Origin of the sequence: Micromonospora sp. RTP1Z1 (assembly GCF_033804685.1) — a bacterium.
GTDB lineage: Bacteria > Actinomycetota > Actinomycetes > Mycobacteriales > Micromonosporaceae > Micromonospora.
Genome location: NZ_JAPFQV010000033.1, coordinates 38,048 through 52,606, shown reverse-complemented (window position 1 = coordinate 52,606; position 14,559 = coordinate 38,048). Strand labels below are relative to the sequence as shown.

The following is a 14,559-nucleotide window of genomic DNA, read 5'->3' as shown; positions in this document are numbered from 1 at the left end:
CGCTGCCGCACTCCTGGGCGGGGCCGGCGACCTCCTGGCGCCGCGCCGCTCCCCGACACGCCAACGGATGCCGCCCCGGGCACATCGGCGGGTGACAATGAGCGGATGGTCGTTCCCCGTCAGCGCCCGCCCCGACTCATCCGGCCCGTCCGCGAGCCGGCCACCGTCCCCCCGCCGCTGGAGGGACCGTGGGCCCCCACCGACCTCCGGCTCGACCACGCCGACCTGCTGCCGCTGCCGGACGGCGCGCACGGTCCGGAGGACGTGCTGATCGACCCGGACGGCCGGGCGATCAGCGGGGACGAGGACGGCCGGCTGTGGTGGTGGCCGGCGGACGCGCCGGCGGGCACCCCACCCCGGCTGCTCGCCGAGACCGGCGGCCGACCTCTGGGCATCGAGCTCGATCCGGTCGACGGGGCCCTGGTGGTCTGCGACGCCTACCGGGGGCTGCTACGGGTCACCCCGGACGGCGTCGTGCACGAGCTGACCGGCACGGCGCCGCCGGTGCACCTCGCCGACAACGCCACGGTGGCCCGGGACGGCACGATCTACTTCACCGACTCCTCCGACCGGTTCCCGCTCTCGCACTGGAAGCGGGACCTGCTGGAACACCGGCCCAACGGCCGCGTCCTGGCGTACGACCGGCGGACGGGGCGGACGGAGGTGGTGACGAGCGGGCTCTACTTCCCCAACGGAGTCGCGCTGACGCCGGACGAGTCGGCGCTGATGCTCGTGGAGACGGCCACCCACCGGCTGCTCCGGATCGACCTGCCGGACGGCCGGGCCACCGTGCTGACCGACCTGCCGGCGTACCCGGACAACGTCGCCGCGGTGGGCGACGGGACGTACTGGATCGCCCTGCCCAGCCCCCGCCTGCCGATCATGGAGCGACTGCTGCCGCATCCCCGGGTACGACAGCTGGTGGCCCTGCTGCCGGGCGCGGTGCAGCCGCAGCCCCGCCGGTACGGCCTCGTCGCGCTGGTGGACGGCGAGGGGCGGGTGCTCCGGACGCTGCACGGCCCGAGCGGGGCGTACTCGATGATCACCGGCGTCCGGCAGCATGGGGACCAGCTCTGGCTGGGCAGCCTGACCGCGACGGGCGTGGCCCGGGTGAGCCTCGGCTGAGCGGCCGTGACGTGCGGCCGGCCCGCCACCCGGTGAGGGATGGCGGGCCGGCCCGGTCGTTCCTCCCCGGTGCGTCAGCCGCCGCTGGCCGAGGGGGCCGGTGCGGGCGCCGACCCGCCGGCCACCGCGCCCGGGTGCGGCGTGCTGGCAGGGGTGGGCTTCAGCCCGGCCGGGACGGGCAGGGCGCTGCCCTTGGCGAACTCGTCCCAGCTGACGTTCCAGGCGGTCCAGCCGTTGCCCTGGTCCAACTGCACCTCGGTGCCCTTGACGGTCACCAGATCGCCGACCTGGGTGACCCCCATCAGCCAGTGCGCCGCATCCGATGAGACGTTGGTGCAGCCGTGCGAGACGTTGATGTTGCCCTGATCCCCCTCCGACCACGGTGCCGAGTGGATGAACTCGCCGCCCCAGGTGAGGCGCTGCGCGTCGTCAACGTCGACCACGTAGCCGCCGTCGGGGGCGCCCCGCGTGTCGAAGGTGGTCCGATCGAACTTCTCCATGATCACCATCTTGCCGCTGGAGGTCGGGGTGCTCGACTTGCCGAGGCTCACCGGGATCTTGCGGAGCAGCTTGCCGTCCTGGTAGACCGACATCTGCTTGGTGGCGTTGTCGATGTCGAGCGTGACCTGCCGGCCGATCTTCGACGTCGCGCTGCGATCGGCGTCGCCGATGGCGTTCTTGCCGATCGGCAGCCCCTCCAGGGCGCTTCGTACGCTGATCTTCGTGCCGGGCTTCCAGAAATCAGGTGCCCGGTATTCGACCTGCTTGCCGTCCGCCACCCACGACCAGGTGCCCGGCTGCGGCGGGTCGGTCTTCACGAACAATCGCCGTTGCACGTCCGCCCAGGCCTCTTTCGGAATTGGCGGATCGAACGCGACGGTTAGCGGCAGAGCCGTCCCGTACGTCTGATTACCGGTGAAATAGAGCTCGGTGGTGATGGCCGGCTTGGACGATTTAGCCATCGTGGTGAACGTCGTCTTCTGCGTGGTGGTCCGTCCGGAACCGCCGGTTGCGGTGACCTCCGCCGTGTACGTCCGGGAATTCTGCAATGGCCGGGTGGGCACCCAGCCCGACCCGTCCTCCCGCGGTTCGGCCGGCACCTGCGCACCCTTGTCGTCGGTGAGCCGGACCGCGGTGATCTTCCCGTTCGCGACCGTCGCGCCCACCTCGGCGCTGATCGGCACGTCCTTGGTCCGGTCCGCCGGCGTCACGTTCACCGTCGGCCCGGCGGCCTTCCCATGCCCCGGCTTCGCCGCTTCCCGCTGACCGGCGGTGCACCCGCCGATGACCAACGGTGTGGCTGCGATGGTTACCGCCAATAGCGTCAATCGCCGCCTCACGTCCATATTCCCCACCCCCATTTCCAGTCCCCGTTGGCCCCATTCTGTACGGCACTTCTCCGGCCGGGTCGCACTTTCAGGGGAAATGGTGGGCGAAGCCGCGAGCATTTGGTGTCGGGTGTGCCCGGCAGGTGACGGGCGGGCCATGACGTCCGGGATCGGCAACCCTGGGTGGGCGGCGCACCGGACGTACCGGACCGGGCCGGTCAGTCCCAGTCCTCGTCGCCGTGGTTGCGGTCCCAGCGCCCGCCGAGCGGCGGGGTGTCCAGCCGGGTGGCGGCCTCGGCGTTGCCGGCGAAGTCGTTGTCCTCCACCCGGCAGTCCACCCAGCTGCCCCGGTCCGTGATCCACAGCCCGTGCGTCTGCGTCCGCACCTCGTGGTTGTCCCAGACCCGGTTCCCGCGGATCGTCGCCGCGTCGAACGGCGCGTTGACGGCGATGCCGGCCCGGGTCTCCGGCGCGGCCGACAGCTCGTACGGGGTGCCGGGCCGCGGGGTGTCGCCGCTCCACGCGGTGCAGGCGTCGGGGCGTACCGGGGCGAGGGACAGTTCGGTGCCGGTGTTCGCGGCCACCACGGCGGTGCGCCTGCCGACCCGGAGCACCTTGCCCCGGTGGCCGTCGTGCGGCCAGTCCGCCGCCCGGTCGACCAGCTTCTTGTCGCCGTAGCGGACCGTCTCACCGCCGCCCGTGGACGCCCCGGCGCACTGCCGGCCGTTGTTGCGGATGCGGTTGTTGAGCAGCACGGTGTCGGTCATCGGCCGGTCGACCCGGATCGCGTCCAGGCCGTTGCCCCAGAACTCGTTGCTCTCGATCACCACGTCCATCGCCGGGTCCTGGTATCCGCGGCCGAGGTTGTGCTCGTGGTAGCCGTGCCTGCCGTTGCCGGTGATCCGATTGCCCCGCACGGTGTACGGGCCGGGTGTGTTGCCCATGCTGACGCCGTCGGCCACGTTGCCGTCGATCACGCAGTCGGTGAGCAGCCCGCCCCGGCCGGCCACCCCGGCGGTGCCGTTGGCCGAGACGTCGAAGCCGGCCTCCAGGTTGCCGGTCATCGTGCAGGCCGTGACGATCAGGCCGTCGGCCCCCCAGTCGGAGATGCCGAACCGGTTGCCCTGGCTGTGGCAGCCGACGATCCGGTAGCCGCGCGGCAGTGACCAGTAGTCCTTCTGCAGCTCCAGGAAGATGCCGTTGGTGCCGTTGGCGAGGGCGGTGCAGTTGGCGATGGTGAGCCGCTCGACCGTGCCCCAGCCGCCGATACCGACGCCGATGCCCGCACCGCCCATCTCCTCCCCGTTGTCCAGCCGGCCGCAGCCGACCACCACCACGCCGTCGATGAGGCTGTCCTGGAGGAAGTCGCAGCCCAGCCCGGAGGCGGCGGTGTGGTGGATGTAGAGGTTGCGGAACACCCCTCGCACCACGTACTGCAGGCCCAGCCCCTTGGCCAGGTAGTTGTACTCGGCCATCGCCACCCCCGAGCCGTCGATCTCGAAGTCGGCGAAGGTGCACTCGGCGATGTGCCGATCCCGGTTCGCGCCGTGCTGCACGGTGGTCCAGAAGGCCAGCGGCGTCGGGTCGGCCCGGTTGCCCTCGTTGCTCAGCAGGAACCGCGTCGCGGCCGGGCCGGCGCCGATCAGCGACACCCCGCTGCGCCAGGCGGTCCCGGCGTCGCGGACGGAGTAGACCCCCGGCGGGCAGTAGATCACCCGTGCCCGCCCGTCGGCGGCGTAGCCGTCGCCGAGCCGGTCCACCAGCGCGGCCAGCGCCGGCTGGTCGTTGGTCACCCCGTCGCCGGTCAGGCCGTACTCGCGGGCGTCGCACCAGAGCGGCGCGCCCGCGACGGCCGGGCGGCGGTTCCGCAGGGTGGGCGGCAGTTCCTGGTACGGCACGGCGGCTCCTCTCGGGGTCCGGGCGACGACAGCCTCGGATTCCCGGCCTCCCGAACGGCTAACACCGCGGGGCGGGCACGGGGAGCAGGTACGACAGACAGGACAACGGTGGGGCTTGGCGCCTTCGCGGGGGGCGGGCCGGCCAACCCCGCCGGCACCGGTCACCGCGGCACCGAGGTCGGGAACCGACCCCGACGGCAGCCCGTACGCCGGGAGCCGGCCGCCCGTCCGGGGCGGCCGGCTCCGCGACGTCAGACGTTCGCGACCAGCAGCGCGGGCTGCTCGACGCAGTCCGCGACGTGCCGCAGGAAGCCGCCGGCCACCCCGCCGTCGCAGACCCGGTGGTCGAAGGTGAGGCTGAGCTGCGTCACCTTGCGGACCGCGAGCTGCCCGTCGACCACCCAGGGCTTGTCCACGATCCGGCCGACGCCGAGCAGCGCCGCCTCCGGGTGGTTGATGATCGGCGTGGAGCCGTCCACACCGAACACCCCGTAGTTGTTCAGGGTGAAGGTGCCGCCGGTGAGCCGCGCCGGGGGCAGGGTGCCGGCCCGGGCGGCGGCGGTGGTGGCGGCCAGCTCGGCGGCCAGCTCCCGGGTGGTGAGCCGCTGGGCGTCGCGCAGCACCGGGACCAGCAGGCCCCGGTCGGTCTGCGCGGCGATCCCCAGGTGCACCCCGGCCGACTGGACGATCCGCTGCCCCTCGGTGTCGACGCGGGCGTTGAGCTGCGGGTACCGCCGCAGCCCGCTGAGACAGATCCGGGCCAGCAGCGCCAGGATGCTGACCTGGGCGTCCGGCGTGGCCGCGTTGATCGCGGTGCGGGTCGCCAGCAGCGCGGTGGCGTCCACGTCGACCCAGATGGTCACCTCGGGGATCTCCCGCCGGCTGCGGGAGAGCTTGTCGGCGATCGTCCTGCGGATCCCGGTCAGCGGGATGACGATGTCCTGCTCGCCCGCTGGGGCGAGCTCGACGTGCGTGGCCGGGGCCGGCTGATCCGGGACGGCGGCCAGCCGGGTGGCCGGGGCGGCCACGGCGGCCTCCACGTCGGCCCGGCGGATCACGCCGCCCGGACCGGTGCCATGCAGCGAGGCCAGATCCACGCCGCGTTCCCTGGCGAGCCGGCGGACGATCGGCGAGATGACCAGGGCGGCCGTCCCGCCGGTGGCGTCCGCCGCGGCCACGCCGCTCGGGGCGGCAGGGGTCGGGGCACCGGCCGAGCCCGTCCGCGCCGGGGAGCCGGTGGCGTCGGCCGGGGTCGGCGCGCCGCTGCCCGGTTCGGGGGCCGGCGCCAGCCGGGGCCGGCGGCGTCGCCGGCCGGAGCCGCCATGGCCGGTGCCGTACCCGATCAGCACGTTGCCGGAGCCGGCCCGCTCCTCCTCGCGGTAGGTGGCGTGCCCGGCGGGTTCGTCGCCGGCGCCGCCGTCGAGCGGGGCGATGGTGATCAGCGGCTGGCCGACCGGGCGTACCTCGCCCGCCGCGCCGTGCAGCGCGACGACCCGACCGGCGTACGGGCAGGGCACGTCCACGACCGCCTTGGCGGTCTCCACCTCGACCACGCTCTGGTCGACCGTGACCACGTCGCCGACGGCCACCCGCCACTCGACGATCTCGGCCTCGCTCAGCCCCTCGCCGAGGTCGGGCAGGAGGAAGACCTGCGTGCGCTCCACCGTGGTCACGCGGCACTTCCCTCGCTCAGCCAGCGCGGGTCGGGCTGGTCGTCCCACTGGAGCCGGGCGACGGTGTCGAGCACCCGGTCCACCGAGGGCAGGTGGGTGTGCTCCAGCATGGGCGCCGGGTACGGGATGTCCAGACCGGACACCCGCAGCACCGGGGCGTGCAGGGCGTGGAAGCAGCGCTCCTGCACCCGGGCGGCGATCTCCGCGCCGACGCCGGCGAAGCCCTGCGCCTCCTGGATCACCACGCACCGGCCGGTCTTCCGGACCGAGGCGGCCACCGTGGCGTCGTCGAACGGCACGATGGTGCGGACGTCGACCACCTCCAGGTCCCAGCCCTCCTCGCGGGCGGCCTCGGCGGCCTCCAGCGCAACCGGCACCGCCGGGCCGTACGCGACCAGGGTGGCGTCGGTGCCGGCCCGGCGCACGACGGCCTTGCCGAACGGCGCGGTGGTCGCGGGCAGCTCCGCCTCGGCGCTGGAGAAGTAGAGCTTCTTAGGCTCCATGAACACGACCGGGTCGGGGTTGGCGATCGCCTCGCGCAGCAGCGAGTACGCGTCCTCGACGGTCGCCGGGGTGACCACCTTGAGGCCCGGCGTGTGCGCGTAGTACGCCTCGGACGAGTCGCAGTGGTGCTCGACTCCGCCGATGCCGCCGGCGTACGGGATCCGGATGACGATCGGCACGCTGAGCGCACCCCGGGTGCGGTTGCGCAGCTTCGCCACGTGCGAGGCGATCTGCTCGAACGCCGGGTACCCGAACGCGTCGAACTGCATCTCGACGACCGGGCGCAGCCCGGACATGGCCAGCCCGACGGCGAAGCCGACGATGCCGGCCTCGGCGAGCGGGGTGTCGAAGCAGCGCTTGTCGCCGAAGCGGGCCTGGAGCCCGTCGGTGATCCGGAAGACGCCGCCGAGCTGCCCGACGTCCTCGCCGAAGACGACCACCCGGTCGTCGTCGAGCATCGCGTCGGCGAGCGCGGCGTTGAGCGCCTTCGCCATGGTCATGGTGGCCATCAGGCGTCCCCCTCCTCGTCGCGGGCGGCGGCCAGCTCGGCGCGGACCTGCTCGCGCTGCTCGACCAGCTGCGGGGTCGGCTCGGCGTAGACGTGGTCGAAGAGGCTGAGCGGGTCGACCGTGGGCTGGACGTTCATCCGCTCGCGCAGCTTCGCCGCGTACGCCTCGGCCTCCTCGGCGATCGCCGCGACGGCGGTGTCGTCGAGCACGCCGCGGGCCCGCAGGTACGTCTCCAGCCGGGCCACCGGGTCCCGGTCGCGCCACGCCTCCACCTCGTCGGGGTCCCGGTAGCGGCTCGCGTCGTCGGCGTTGGTGTGCGCCTCCATCCGGTAGGTGTGCGCCTCCACCAGGTAGGGACCCCTGCCGGCGCGGGCGTGCTCGACCGCGCGGGTGAGCACCGCCAGGACGGCAACCGGGTCGTTGCCGTCGACCTGCTCGCTGGGCACGCCGTAGCCGACGCCCTTGTACGCCAGGCTCGGCGCGGCGGTCTGCCGGGACAGCGGGACGCTGATCGCGTACTTGTTGTTCTGCACGAAGAAGACCACCGGCGCCTTGAAGACGGCGGCGAAGTTGACCCCCTCGTGGAAGTCGCCCTCACTGGTGGCGCCGTCGCCGATGAAGGCCAGCGCGACGGTGTCCCGCCCCTGGTAGGACTCGCCGTAGGCGAGCCCGGCGGCGTGCACGCACTGGGTCGCCAGCGGGGTGCACTGCGGCGCGGTGTGCACCTGGGTGGGGTCGTACCCGCAGTGCCAGTCGCCGCGCAGCAGGGTGAGCACCTCGACCGGGTCGATGCCGCGGGCGGTCAGCGCCATCGACTCCCGGTAGGTGGGGAAGACCCAGTCGGTGTCCCGCACGGCGAGCACGGCCCCGACCTGGCAGGCCTCCTGGCCCCGGGAGGACGGGTAGACGGCGAGCCGGCCCTGCTTGGTCAGCGCGGTGGCCTGGACGTCGAAGCGCCGGCCGACGATCATCCGCCGGTACATCTCGCGCAGCGCCTCGACGGGCGGCTCCGGGTAGTCGTCGCGGGGCGGCAGCGGGGTGCCGTCGGGGTCGAGCAGTCGGACCGGCTCGGTCGTCGGCAGCAGGCCGGCCGTCGGGTCGGGGGCGGCCGGAGTGGCCGGCCGGCGGGTGCGCGGGGATGCCCTGCGGACCGCCTGGGGTGTGGTCGTCACTGCGGGGACCTCCTGGACGTGTGGTGGCCCTATGCTCCTGCTGTTGGATGATTGACTCAACATCCCCGGTGAACGTGGGACTAATGGCGAGCCGAGGAGCGATTCATGAGCCAGGAGACCACCTCGGCACCGGGCGAGGCGGGCGGAACGGGACGTTCGGCCGGGCCGCTGGACGAGGTCGACCGGCGGATCCTCGACGAACTGGTCCGGGACGGGCGCCTCTCCATCCGTACGCTCGCCGAACGGGTGCACGTTTCGCGGACCAACGCGTACGCCCGGGTGGAGCGGCTGCTGCGCGACGGGGTGGTCACCGGCTTCCGGGCCCAGGTCGCGCCGGAGCCGGCCGGCCTGGGCACGTCGGCGTACATCGCGCTGACCATCGAGCAGAACACCTGGCGGGAGGTCTCCGCCGAGCTGGCCCAGGTCCGCTACGTCGAACACGTCGCGCTGCTCAGCGGCGAGCACGACGTCCTCGCGCTCGTCCGGGCGCCGGACAACACCACCCTGCGGGACGTGGTGCTGGACCGGGTGCAGAGCATCGCCGGGGTGCTGTCGACGCGTTCCTGGCTGGTCTTCGAGGAATTCGACGGGGCGCAGAGCCCCTGGCAATGACCCCTCAGCGCTCCGGCGGGGCCGCCAGCCCCTCCCGGTCGGCCAGTTCCAGCAGCGGCGCCAGCGAGAAGCGGCGGTCGTCCAGGCCCGCGTGCGGGTCACCCCGCTCGGCGAACCGGGCCGGCATGCTGACCACGTCGAAGTCCTCCGGGCGCGCGTCGTCCAGCTCCGCCCAGTCCAACGGCGCCGAGACCAGCGCCGCCGGCGTGGGCCGGATCGAGTACGCCGAGGTCACGGTGTGGTCCCGGGCCATCTGGTTGTAGTCCACGAAGACCGGCCGGTCCCGCTGCTCCCGCCACCAGGTCGTGGTGACCAGGTCGGGCAGCCGGCGCTGCATCTCACGGCCCAGGGCGAGCACCGCCCGCCGGCACTCGCCGAAGCTCCACCTCGGTTCGATCGACAGATAGACGTGCAGGCCGCGCCCGCCGGTGGTCTTCGGGTAGCCGACCAGCCCCAGCTCGTCGAGGAACGCCCGCACCTCCTGCGCGACCGGGACCACCTGCGCGAAGTCGACGCCCGGCATCGGGTCGAGGTCGATGCGAAGCTGGTCGGGGTGCTCCACGTCGGCCGCCGACACCGGCCACGGGTGGAAGCGCAGAGTGCCCAGGTTCGCCGCCCAGATCACCACCGCCAGCTCGCTCGGGGCCACCTCGTCGGCGGTCCGCCCGCTGGGGAAGGTGAGGTGCGCGGTGCGCACCCAGTCGGGCGCGCCCGCCGGCAGTCGCTTCTGGTAGAAGGCGTCGCCCCGGTTGGTCTGCCGGGTGGCGATCTTCGCCCCCTCGAAGACGCCGCGCGGCCAGCGCTCCAGCATGGTCGGCCGGTCGCGCAGCGCGCGCAGGATGCCGTCACCGACCGCGAGGAAGTAGCGGACCACGTCCAACTTGGTCAGTCCCCGCTCCGGGAAGTACGGCTTGTCGGGGCTGGAGACGCGAACCAGCCGCTCCCCCACCCGGATCTCCTCGGCCGCCGCGGTCGCCACGCCTCACACCGTACGACGCCGGTCCACCCGCCGCGGGGACTTGTCAGGCGACGAGCACGATGCCGACGGCGATCAACGGCACCGCGACGAACAGGAAGATGCCAACCCCGGTGAGCACCCGTCCGCCACCGGCCGCCTCGCGCTCGGGTGCAAGCCCGAACACGGAACGCGCGGGCATGGTCTCGATCCGAGTCAGTGTCAGGTCACCGGTCAGGCCGAGCAGGGCGCCGACGACCATGCACGCCACGCCGAGCCGGTGGGTGAAGTCGCCCCCGCTGACCGCCACCCAGATCCCCACCCCGACCGCGATCAGCACCACCGCGATGACGAAGAGCACGAGCGCTTCCCGCAGCCCCCTGATGACCGTCATGGGCCGTCCTCCCTGCACCGCGCGCCAGGCCCAGTCGCCGTCCACCGGACGGCGATGACAGTCTCCCCGATCGATGGGGATGCCGCTGCCCGGTATCGGACGGTCGGAGCGGCCGGCGGGGAGCGGGACCAGCCGGACATGACGCGGCGACCGGAGGGCGCGAGCCGCCCGTCCGGTCGCCGTGCGCCGGCCTAGCCGCCCTCTCGCTGCAGGCGCTCCATGAGCATCTTCTTGCCCTGCTCACCGGCCTTGCGGTTGTTCTCCTGCATCTTGCGAAACCAGGTGGCGAGCTCGGTGTCGCCCCGGTCCTCCGCGTCGGCGATGTACGTCTCCATCCGCCAGAGGTGTTCCAGCGAGAGCTGGATCGTGTGGATCAGGTCGTAGTTCTTGTCCTTGACCGGGCTGGTCGGCTCCTTGACCATCGTCGCCACGGCGCACCTCCCCATGTGTCGGCTTTCGGTGGAGCCAGCGCTTACCCGCCTGCCGGGGGTTCACGCCCCGGGCCGGCTCGGCCGGGGGCGACCGCACGGTTACCGGCGGCGGGGCCCGGGTACCGCTGGGCGCATGGCGGAACTGGCAACGCTCTGGATCGTGCGGCACGGCGAGAGCACGGCGAACGTCGCGGCGACCGAGGCGGAGGCGTCCGGGGCCGAGCTGATCGACCTTGCCCACCGGGACGCGGACGTGCCGCTGTCGGCGACCGGGGAGGAGCAGGCCCGGGCCACCGGCCGCTGGCTGGCCGGCCTACCCGAGGCACGCCGTCCCGACGTGGCGGTGGTGTCGCCGTACCTGCGGGCGGTGCGGACCGCCGAGCTCGCCCTCGCCGACACCGGGATCCCGGTCAGTCGGGACGAGCGGCTGCGCGACCGGGAGCTGGGCATCCTCGACGGGTTGACCGGTCACGGCGTACGCGAGCGGTTCCCGGCGGAGGCGGACCGTCGGGCCCGGCTGGGCAAGTTCTACCACCGGCCGCCCGGCGGCGAGTCGTGGTGGGACGTGGCGCTGCGGCTGCGGGCCCTCCTCGGCGACCTGCGCCGCGACCACGAGGACCGCCGGGTGCTGCTCTTCGGCCACGACGCGCTGGTCTTCCTGCTGCGGTACCTGGTGGAGGGACTCACCGAGGCGGAGCTGATGGCGCTCACCCGGGACCACGTCGTCGCCAACTGCTCCGTGACCGGCTGGTCGGCGGACGCGGACGGCCGGTTGTCCCCGGACGTGTTCAACGACGTCGCCCACCTGCACCAGCAGGGCGCGCGGCCGACCAGGGAGGACGAGATCCATGCCGAACCGGTCTGAGACCAAGGTGATCACCCCCGGGCTGCTCCGCGTCCCTGGGGCAGCGCTGGTCCCCCGCTACGGCCGGATCGGGTTCCTGGCCCGTGAGCTGCTCGACGAGATCCCCCACACGTTGGCCACCGTCTGACGGTTGTTGTTCGTCCGTTCGGGTGTGTGTAACACCACACCGCCTCCCTACGCTGAACCCTCGAAGGCGGGCATCCGCCCGCTTCCGCCGGTCCGCTCCCCATCACGGGCGGGTTCCGGCGGGGAACGGCCCCCTGGGAGTCTGTGTGAAGAACCTCCGTCGCAAGACACTGGCCGCCGCGTCCGCCGTGACGCTCGGCGTCGGTTTCGCCGTCACCGGCGGACTGGCACCGGCGGCGGCCGCCGGACCGGACACCACGTTCCTGGTCCTCGCCCCGCAGGGCGCCAAGTCCGACCAGGCGGCCGCGCGCGTGGCCGCCGCCAAGGGCACCGTAGTGGCCAACTACGACCAGATCGGCGTGCTCGTCGTCCGGTCGACCAACCCGGACTTCGCCACCCAGGTGGCGGGCGCGGGCGTCGACTCGGTCGCGTCCACCGCGGGCCTGGGCACCGCCCTCGACGAGGGTGAGACCGTCGAGGTCTCCGCGGCCGACGTCGCCAACGCCACCGGCGACCCGACCAAGGAACCGCTCTACGGTCAGCAGTGGGACATGAACATGATCCACGTCCCACAGGCCCACGCGGTCACCACCGGCAGCTCGAACGTCGTCGTCGGCGTGCTGGACAGCGGCATCTCCAGCACCCACCCCGACCTGGCGACCCAGATCGCCAGGGACAAGTCCACGTCCTGCCTTGGCGGTGTCACCGACACCTCCGAGACGGCGTGGAACCCGACCACCAGCGACCACGGCACCCACGTGGCCGGCACCATCGCCGCCGCCATCAACGGCGTCGGCGTGACCGGCATCGCGCCGGGCGTCAAGGTCGCGTCCGTCAAGGTGGTCAACGATGCCGGCTTCATCTACCCGGAGGCTGCGGTCTGCGGGTTCATGTGGGCCGCCACGCACGGCATGCAGGTCACGAACAACAGCTACTACATTGACCCGTGGGAGCTGAACTGCCGCAACGACGCGCGCCAGCGTCCGGTGTGGCAGGCCGTGCAGCGGGCCATCCGCTACTCGAACAGCCGGGGCGTGCTCAACGTGGCGTCCGCCGGCAACTCGAACTACGACCTGGCCCACAAGCTCTCGGACTTCGGCAGCCCGGACGACGGGACGCCGGAGGCCCGGCAGAACCTCACCAACGCCTGCCTCGACCTGCCGGCCGAGGCGCCGGGCGTGGTGACGGTGTCGGCGGTCGGCCCGACCGGTGCGAAGAGCTACTACTCCTCGTACGGGCAGGGCGTGATCGACGTGACGGCCCCGGGTGGCGACACCCGGTTCCGTACGCAGGGTGTGCGGTCGACCCTGACCGACGGCATCCTGTCGACCACCTTCAACACCGCCACCCGGACCAACGGGTGGGGCTACAAGCAGGGCACCTCGATGTCCGGCCCGCACGCCGCCGGCGTCGCGGCGCTGGCGCTGTCGGCGCACCCGGGGATGAACCCGGGCCAGCTGGCGTCGTTCCTGGAGCGTACGTCGGTGGCGCAGTCCTGCCCGGTGGGCGTCTACAACCCGGCGCCGCTGATCTCGAGCGGCCCGCACGCCTACGACGCGACCTGCTCCGGCGGCGAGCGGAACGCCTTCTACGGCGCCGGCATGGTGGACGCGTACAACGTGGTGAAGTAGCAGTACGGCACGACCAGTGATGGGGCCCGGCGGAACGTCGCCGGGCCCCATCCGTTTTCGCAGCTCACGTGGGGGTAGGGGAGTCAACATCAGCCCAACCCCCAAGGAGGTACCGGTGTCCACCGACGCCATCGTGCTGCTCAAAGAGGACCACAAGGAGATGCGCCGGCTCTTCCGGGAGTTCCAGAAGGCCGAGGAGGGCCCGGCCAGCCGCCGTCAGGAGCTGGTGAAACAGATCCTCGAGGCCCTGACGGTGCACACCTACCTGGAGAACGAGGTGATGTACCCCGAGGTCCGCAAGCTCCTGCCGGACCTCGAGGACGACATCCTCGAGTCGTACGAGGAGCACCACGTGGCCGACCTGATCTGCGCGGAGCTGGCCGCGATGGACGCCTCCGACGAGCGCTTCGTCGCCAAGACCACGGTGCTCATCGAGAACGTCGAGCACCACGTCGAGGAGGAGGAGCAGGAGTGGTTCCCCAAGGTGCGGGAGGCGCTCGGCCGCAACCAGCTCCAGGAGATCGGCGAGCGGATGATCGCGATGCGCAAGGACGCCCCGCGTACCGTCGACGACCCGAAGGCCCGCAAGAGCCAGGTCGACGCCGCCACCGCCTGACCCCCGCGACTCCCCCCGGGGCCCGACCGCCGGTCGGGCCCCGGCGTGCGTCACCAGGCGGTCGGCGGCGTCCCCTCCGGTGCGGGCAGGATGCGTCGCGGGACGCCCGGCGGCGCCGGCCGCTTCTTCCACTCGCGCGGGTAGCCCACCGACACCTCCTCGAAGCGGACCCCGTCGTGCCAGGTCGTCCGGGGGATGTGCAGGTGGCCGTAGACCGCCGCGGTCGCGTTGCAACGCCGGTGCCAGTCGGCGGTGGCCTCGGTGCCGCACCACTGCGCGAAGATCGGGTAGCGCAGGATCCGGGTCGGCTCGCGGACCAGCGGGAAGTGGTTGACCAGCACCGTGGGCAGGGCCGGATCGCGCTCCGCGAGCCGGGCCGCCGTCGTCGCCACCCGGTCCACGCACCAGGACGCCCGGCTGAGCAGGTCGAGCGCCCACTCGACCTGGGCCACGGTGTCGCCGACGTCGCCGGCCACCAGCAACCAGTCCCGGGGCGACCCCGGCCGCAGCGCCGCCACGATCGCGCGGTTGTCGGCGTGCCCGACGTGCAGGTCGCTGACGGCGAGCAGCGCCCCGTCCTCCCCCACCAGCCGATCCTACGAGAGCAGGCCGGGGTCGACCCGGTAGGATCGGCGCGGCCGTGACTGGCGCGTGGGGATGGAGAACCATCGGGAAGCGGTCCCGTCATGAGGACGCATGCCGAGCGCCTGGGCCTTCCGC

The 14,559-nt window shown here is 72.9% G+C and carries 15 protein-coding genes and 1 riboswitch; of the genes, 6 read left to right on the top strand and 9 right to left on the bottom strand.

The features are described 5' to 3' along the window. The first annotated feature begins 105 nt into the window (after positions 1-105). Positions 106-1,125: an SMP-30/gluconolactonase/LRE family protein gene (locus SLP03_RS17905; RefSeq protein WP_319461736.1), complete on the top strand. Its 1,020-nt coding sequence runs from the start codon at positions 106-108 to the stop codon at positions 1,123-1,125. Positions 1,126-1,199: 74 nt separating this feature from the next. On the opposite strand, the gene SLP03_RS17900 is transcribed toward SLP03_RS17905, so the two are convergent. The 5 genes from SLP03_RS17900 to pdhA form a co-directional block, all read right to left on the bottom strand. Next, positions 1,200-2,471 (bottom strand): L,D-transpeptidase, encoded by a 1,272-nt coding sequence (locus SLP03_RS17900; protein WP_319461760.1) that lies wholly within the window; start codon positions 2,469-2,471, stop codon positions 1,200-1,202. Positions 2,472-2,671: 200 nt separating this feature from the next. Then, positions 2,672-4,351, bottom strand: a complete 1,680-nt coding sequence (locus SLP03_RS17895) for a right-handed parallel beta-helix repeat-containing protein (protein ID WP_319461735.1) — start codon at positions 4,349-4,351, stop codon at positions 2,672-2,674. A gap of 251 nt (positions 4,352-4,602) precedes the next feature. Further along, positions 4,603-6,024, bottom strand: coding sequence for a dihydrolipoamide acetyltransferase family protein (locus SLP03_RS17890; RefSeq protein ID WP_319461734.1), 1,422 nt, complete (start codon positions 6,022-6,024; stop codon positions 4,603-4,605). Beyond that, positions 6,021-7,037 (bottom strand): alpha-ketoacid dehydrogenase subunit beta, encoded by a 1,017-nt coding sequence (locus tag SLP03_RS17885; RefSeq protein WP_319461733.1) that lies wholly within the window; start codon positions 7,035-7,037, stop codon positions 6,021-6,023. The genes SLP03_RS17890 and SLP03_RS17885 overlap by 4 nt, the downstream gene beginning before the upstream one ends. Further along, on the bottom strand, positions 7,037-8,242 hold the full coding sequence (gene pdhA, locus SLP03_RS17880; protein ID WP_319461759.1) for a pyruvate dehydrogenase (acetyl-transferring) E1 component subunit alpha: 1,206 nt from the start codon (positions 8,240-8,242) through the stop codon (positions 7,037-7,039). The genes SLP03_RS17885 and pdhA overlap by 1 nt, the downstream gene beginning before the upstream one ends. Positions 8,243-8,314: 72 nt before the next feature. Between pdhA and SLP03_RS17875 the strand changes: the two genes are divergently transcribed. Beyond that, positions 8,315-8,821, top strand: a complete 507-nt coding sequence (locus tag SLP03_RS17875) for an Lrp/AsnC family transcriptional regulator (protein WP_319461732.1) — start codon at positions 8,315-8,317, stop codon at positions 8,819-8,821. Positions 8,822-8,825: 4 nt separating this feature from the next. Here the strand turns inward: SLP03_RS17875 and SLP03_RS17870 are convergent, their stop codons facing one another. From SLP03_RS17870 to SLP03_RS17860, 3 genes are all read right to left on the bottom strand, one after another. Then, the gene (locus tag SLP03_RS17870) at positions 8,826-9,800 is read right to left on the bottom strand and encodes a DNA polymerase domain-containing protein (RefSeq protein WP_319461731.1); all 975 of its coding nucleotides are present in this window, start codon (positions 9,798-9,800) and stop codon (positions 8,826-8,828) included. A 43-nt stretch (positions 9,801-9,843) separates the two neighbouring features. Then, complete coding sequence (locus SLP03_RS17865) at positions 9,844-10,170, bottom strand: hypothetical protein (protein WP_319461730.1); 327 nt, start codon at positions 10,168-10,170, stop codon at positions 9,844-9,846. 191 nt (positions 10,171-10,361) lie between these two features. Beyond that, positions 10,362-10,592, bottom strand: a complete 231-nt coding sequence (locus tag SLP03_RS17860; protein ID WP_319461758.1) for a hypothetical protein — start codon at positions 10,590-10,592, stop codon at positions 10,362-10,364. A gap of 142 nt (positions 10,593-10,734) precedes the next feature. On the opposite strand from SLP03_RS17860, the gene SLP03_RS17855 reads away from it, so the two are divergent. The 4 genes from SLP03_RS17855 to SLP03_RS17840 all read left to right on the top strand — a co-directional run bounded on the left by SLP03_RS17855 (position 10,735) and on the right by SLP03_RS17840 (position 13,839). Continuing rightward, a complete protein-coding gene (locus SLP03_RS17855; RefSeq protein ID WP_319461729.1) occupies positions 10,735-11,466 on the top strand; it encodes a histidine phosphatase family protein in 732 nt (243 codons plus the stop codon). Beyond that, a complete protein-coding gene (locus SLP03_RS17850; RefSeq protein WP_319461728.1) occupies positions 11,450-11,593 on the top strand; it encodes a hypothetical protein in 144 nt (47 codons plus the stop codon). The genes SLP03_RS17855 and SLP03_RS17850 overlap by 17 nt, the downstream gene beginning before the upstream one ends. Before the next feature lie 145 nt (positions 11,594-11,738). Next, a complete protein-coding gene (locus SLP03_RS17845) occupies positions 11,739-13,223 on the top strand; it encodes a S8 family peptidase (RefSeq protein WP_319461727.1) in 1,485 nt (494 codons plus the stop codon). A gap of 115 nt (positions 13,224-13,338) precedes the next feature. Then, positions 13,339-13,839, top strand: coding sequence for a hemerythrin domain-containing protein (locus SLP03_RS17840; RefSeq protein WP_319461726.1), 501 nt, complete (start codon positions 13,339-13,341; stop codon positions 13,837-13,839). Positions 13,840-13,889: 50 nt separating this feature from the next. On the opposite strand, the gene SLP03_RS17835 is transcribed toward SLP03_RS17840, so the two are convergent. Then, the gene (locus SLP03_RS17835; RefSeq protein WP_413644546.1) at positions 13,890-14,426 is read right to left on the bottom strand and encodes a hypothetical protein; all 537 of its coding nucleotides are present in this window, start codon (positions 14,424-14,426) and stop codon (positions 13,890-13,892) included. Between the two features lie 43 nt (positions 14,427-14,469). Further along, positions 14,470-14,559, top strand: a riboswitch (ZMP/ZTP riboswitch).

Bases quoted from the DNA above. Each gene is read 5' to 3' on its own strand.
- SLP03_RS17855 (WP_319461729.1), top strand. From the start codon at position 10,735: ATGGCGGAACTGGCAACGCTCTGGATCGTGCGGCACGGCGAGAGCACG.
- SLP03_RS17905 (WP_319461736.1), top strand. From the start codon at position 106: ATGGTCGTTCCCCGTCAGCGCCCGCCCCGACTCATCCGGCCCGTCCGC.
- SLP03_RS17875 (WP_319461732.1), top strand. From the start codon at position 8,315: ATGAGCCAGGAGACCACCTCGGCACCGGGCGAGGCGGGCGGAACGGGA.
- SLP03_RS17865 (WP_319461730.1), bottom strand. From the start codon at position 10,170: ATGACGGTCATCAGGGGGCTGCGGGAAGCGCTCGTGCTCTTCGTCATC.
- SLP03_RS17860 (WP_319461758.1), bottom strand. From the start codon at position 10,592: ATGGTCAAGGAGCCGACCAGCCCGGTCAAGGACAAGAACTACGACCTG.
- SLP03_RS17885 (WP_319461733.1), bottom strand. From the start codon at position 7,037: ATGGCCACCATGACCATGGCGAAGGCGCTCAACGCCGCGCTCGCCGAC.
- SLP03_RS17900 (WP_319461760.1), bottom strand. From the start codon at position 2,471: ATGGACGTGAGGCGGCGATTGACGCTATTGGCGGTAACCATCGCAGCC.
- SLP03_RS17850 (WP_319461728.1), top strand. From the start codon at position 11,450: ATGCCGAACCGGTCTGAGACCAAGGTGATCACCCCCGGGCTGCTCCGC.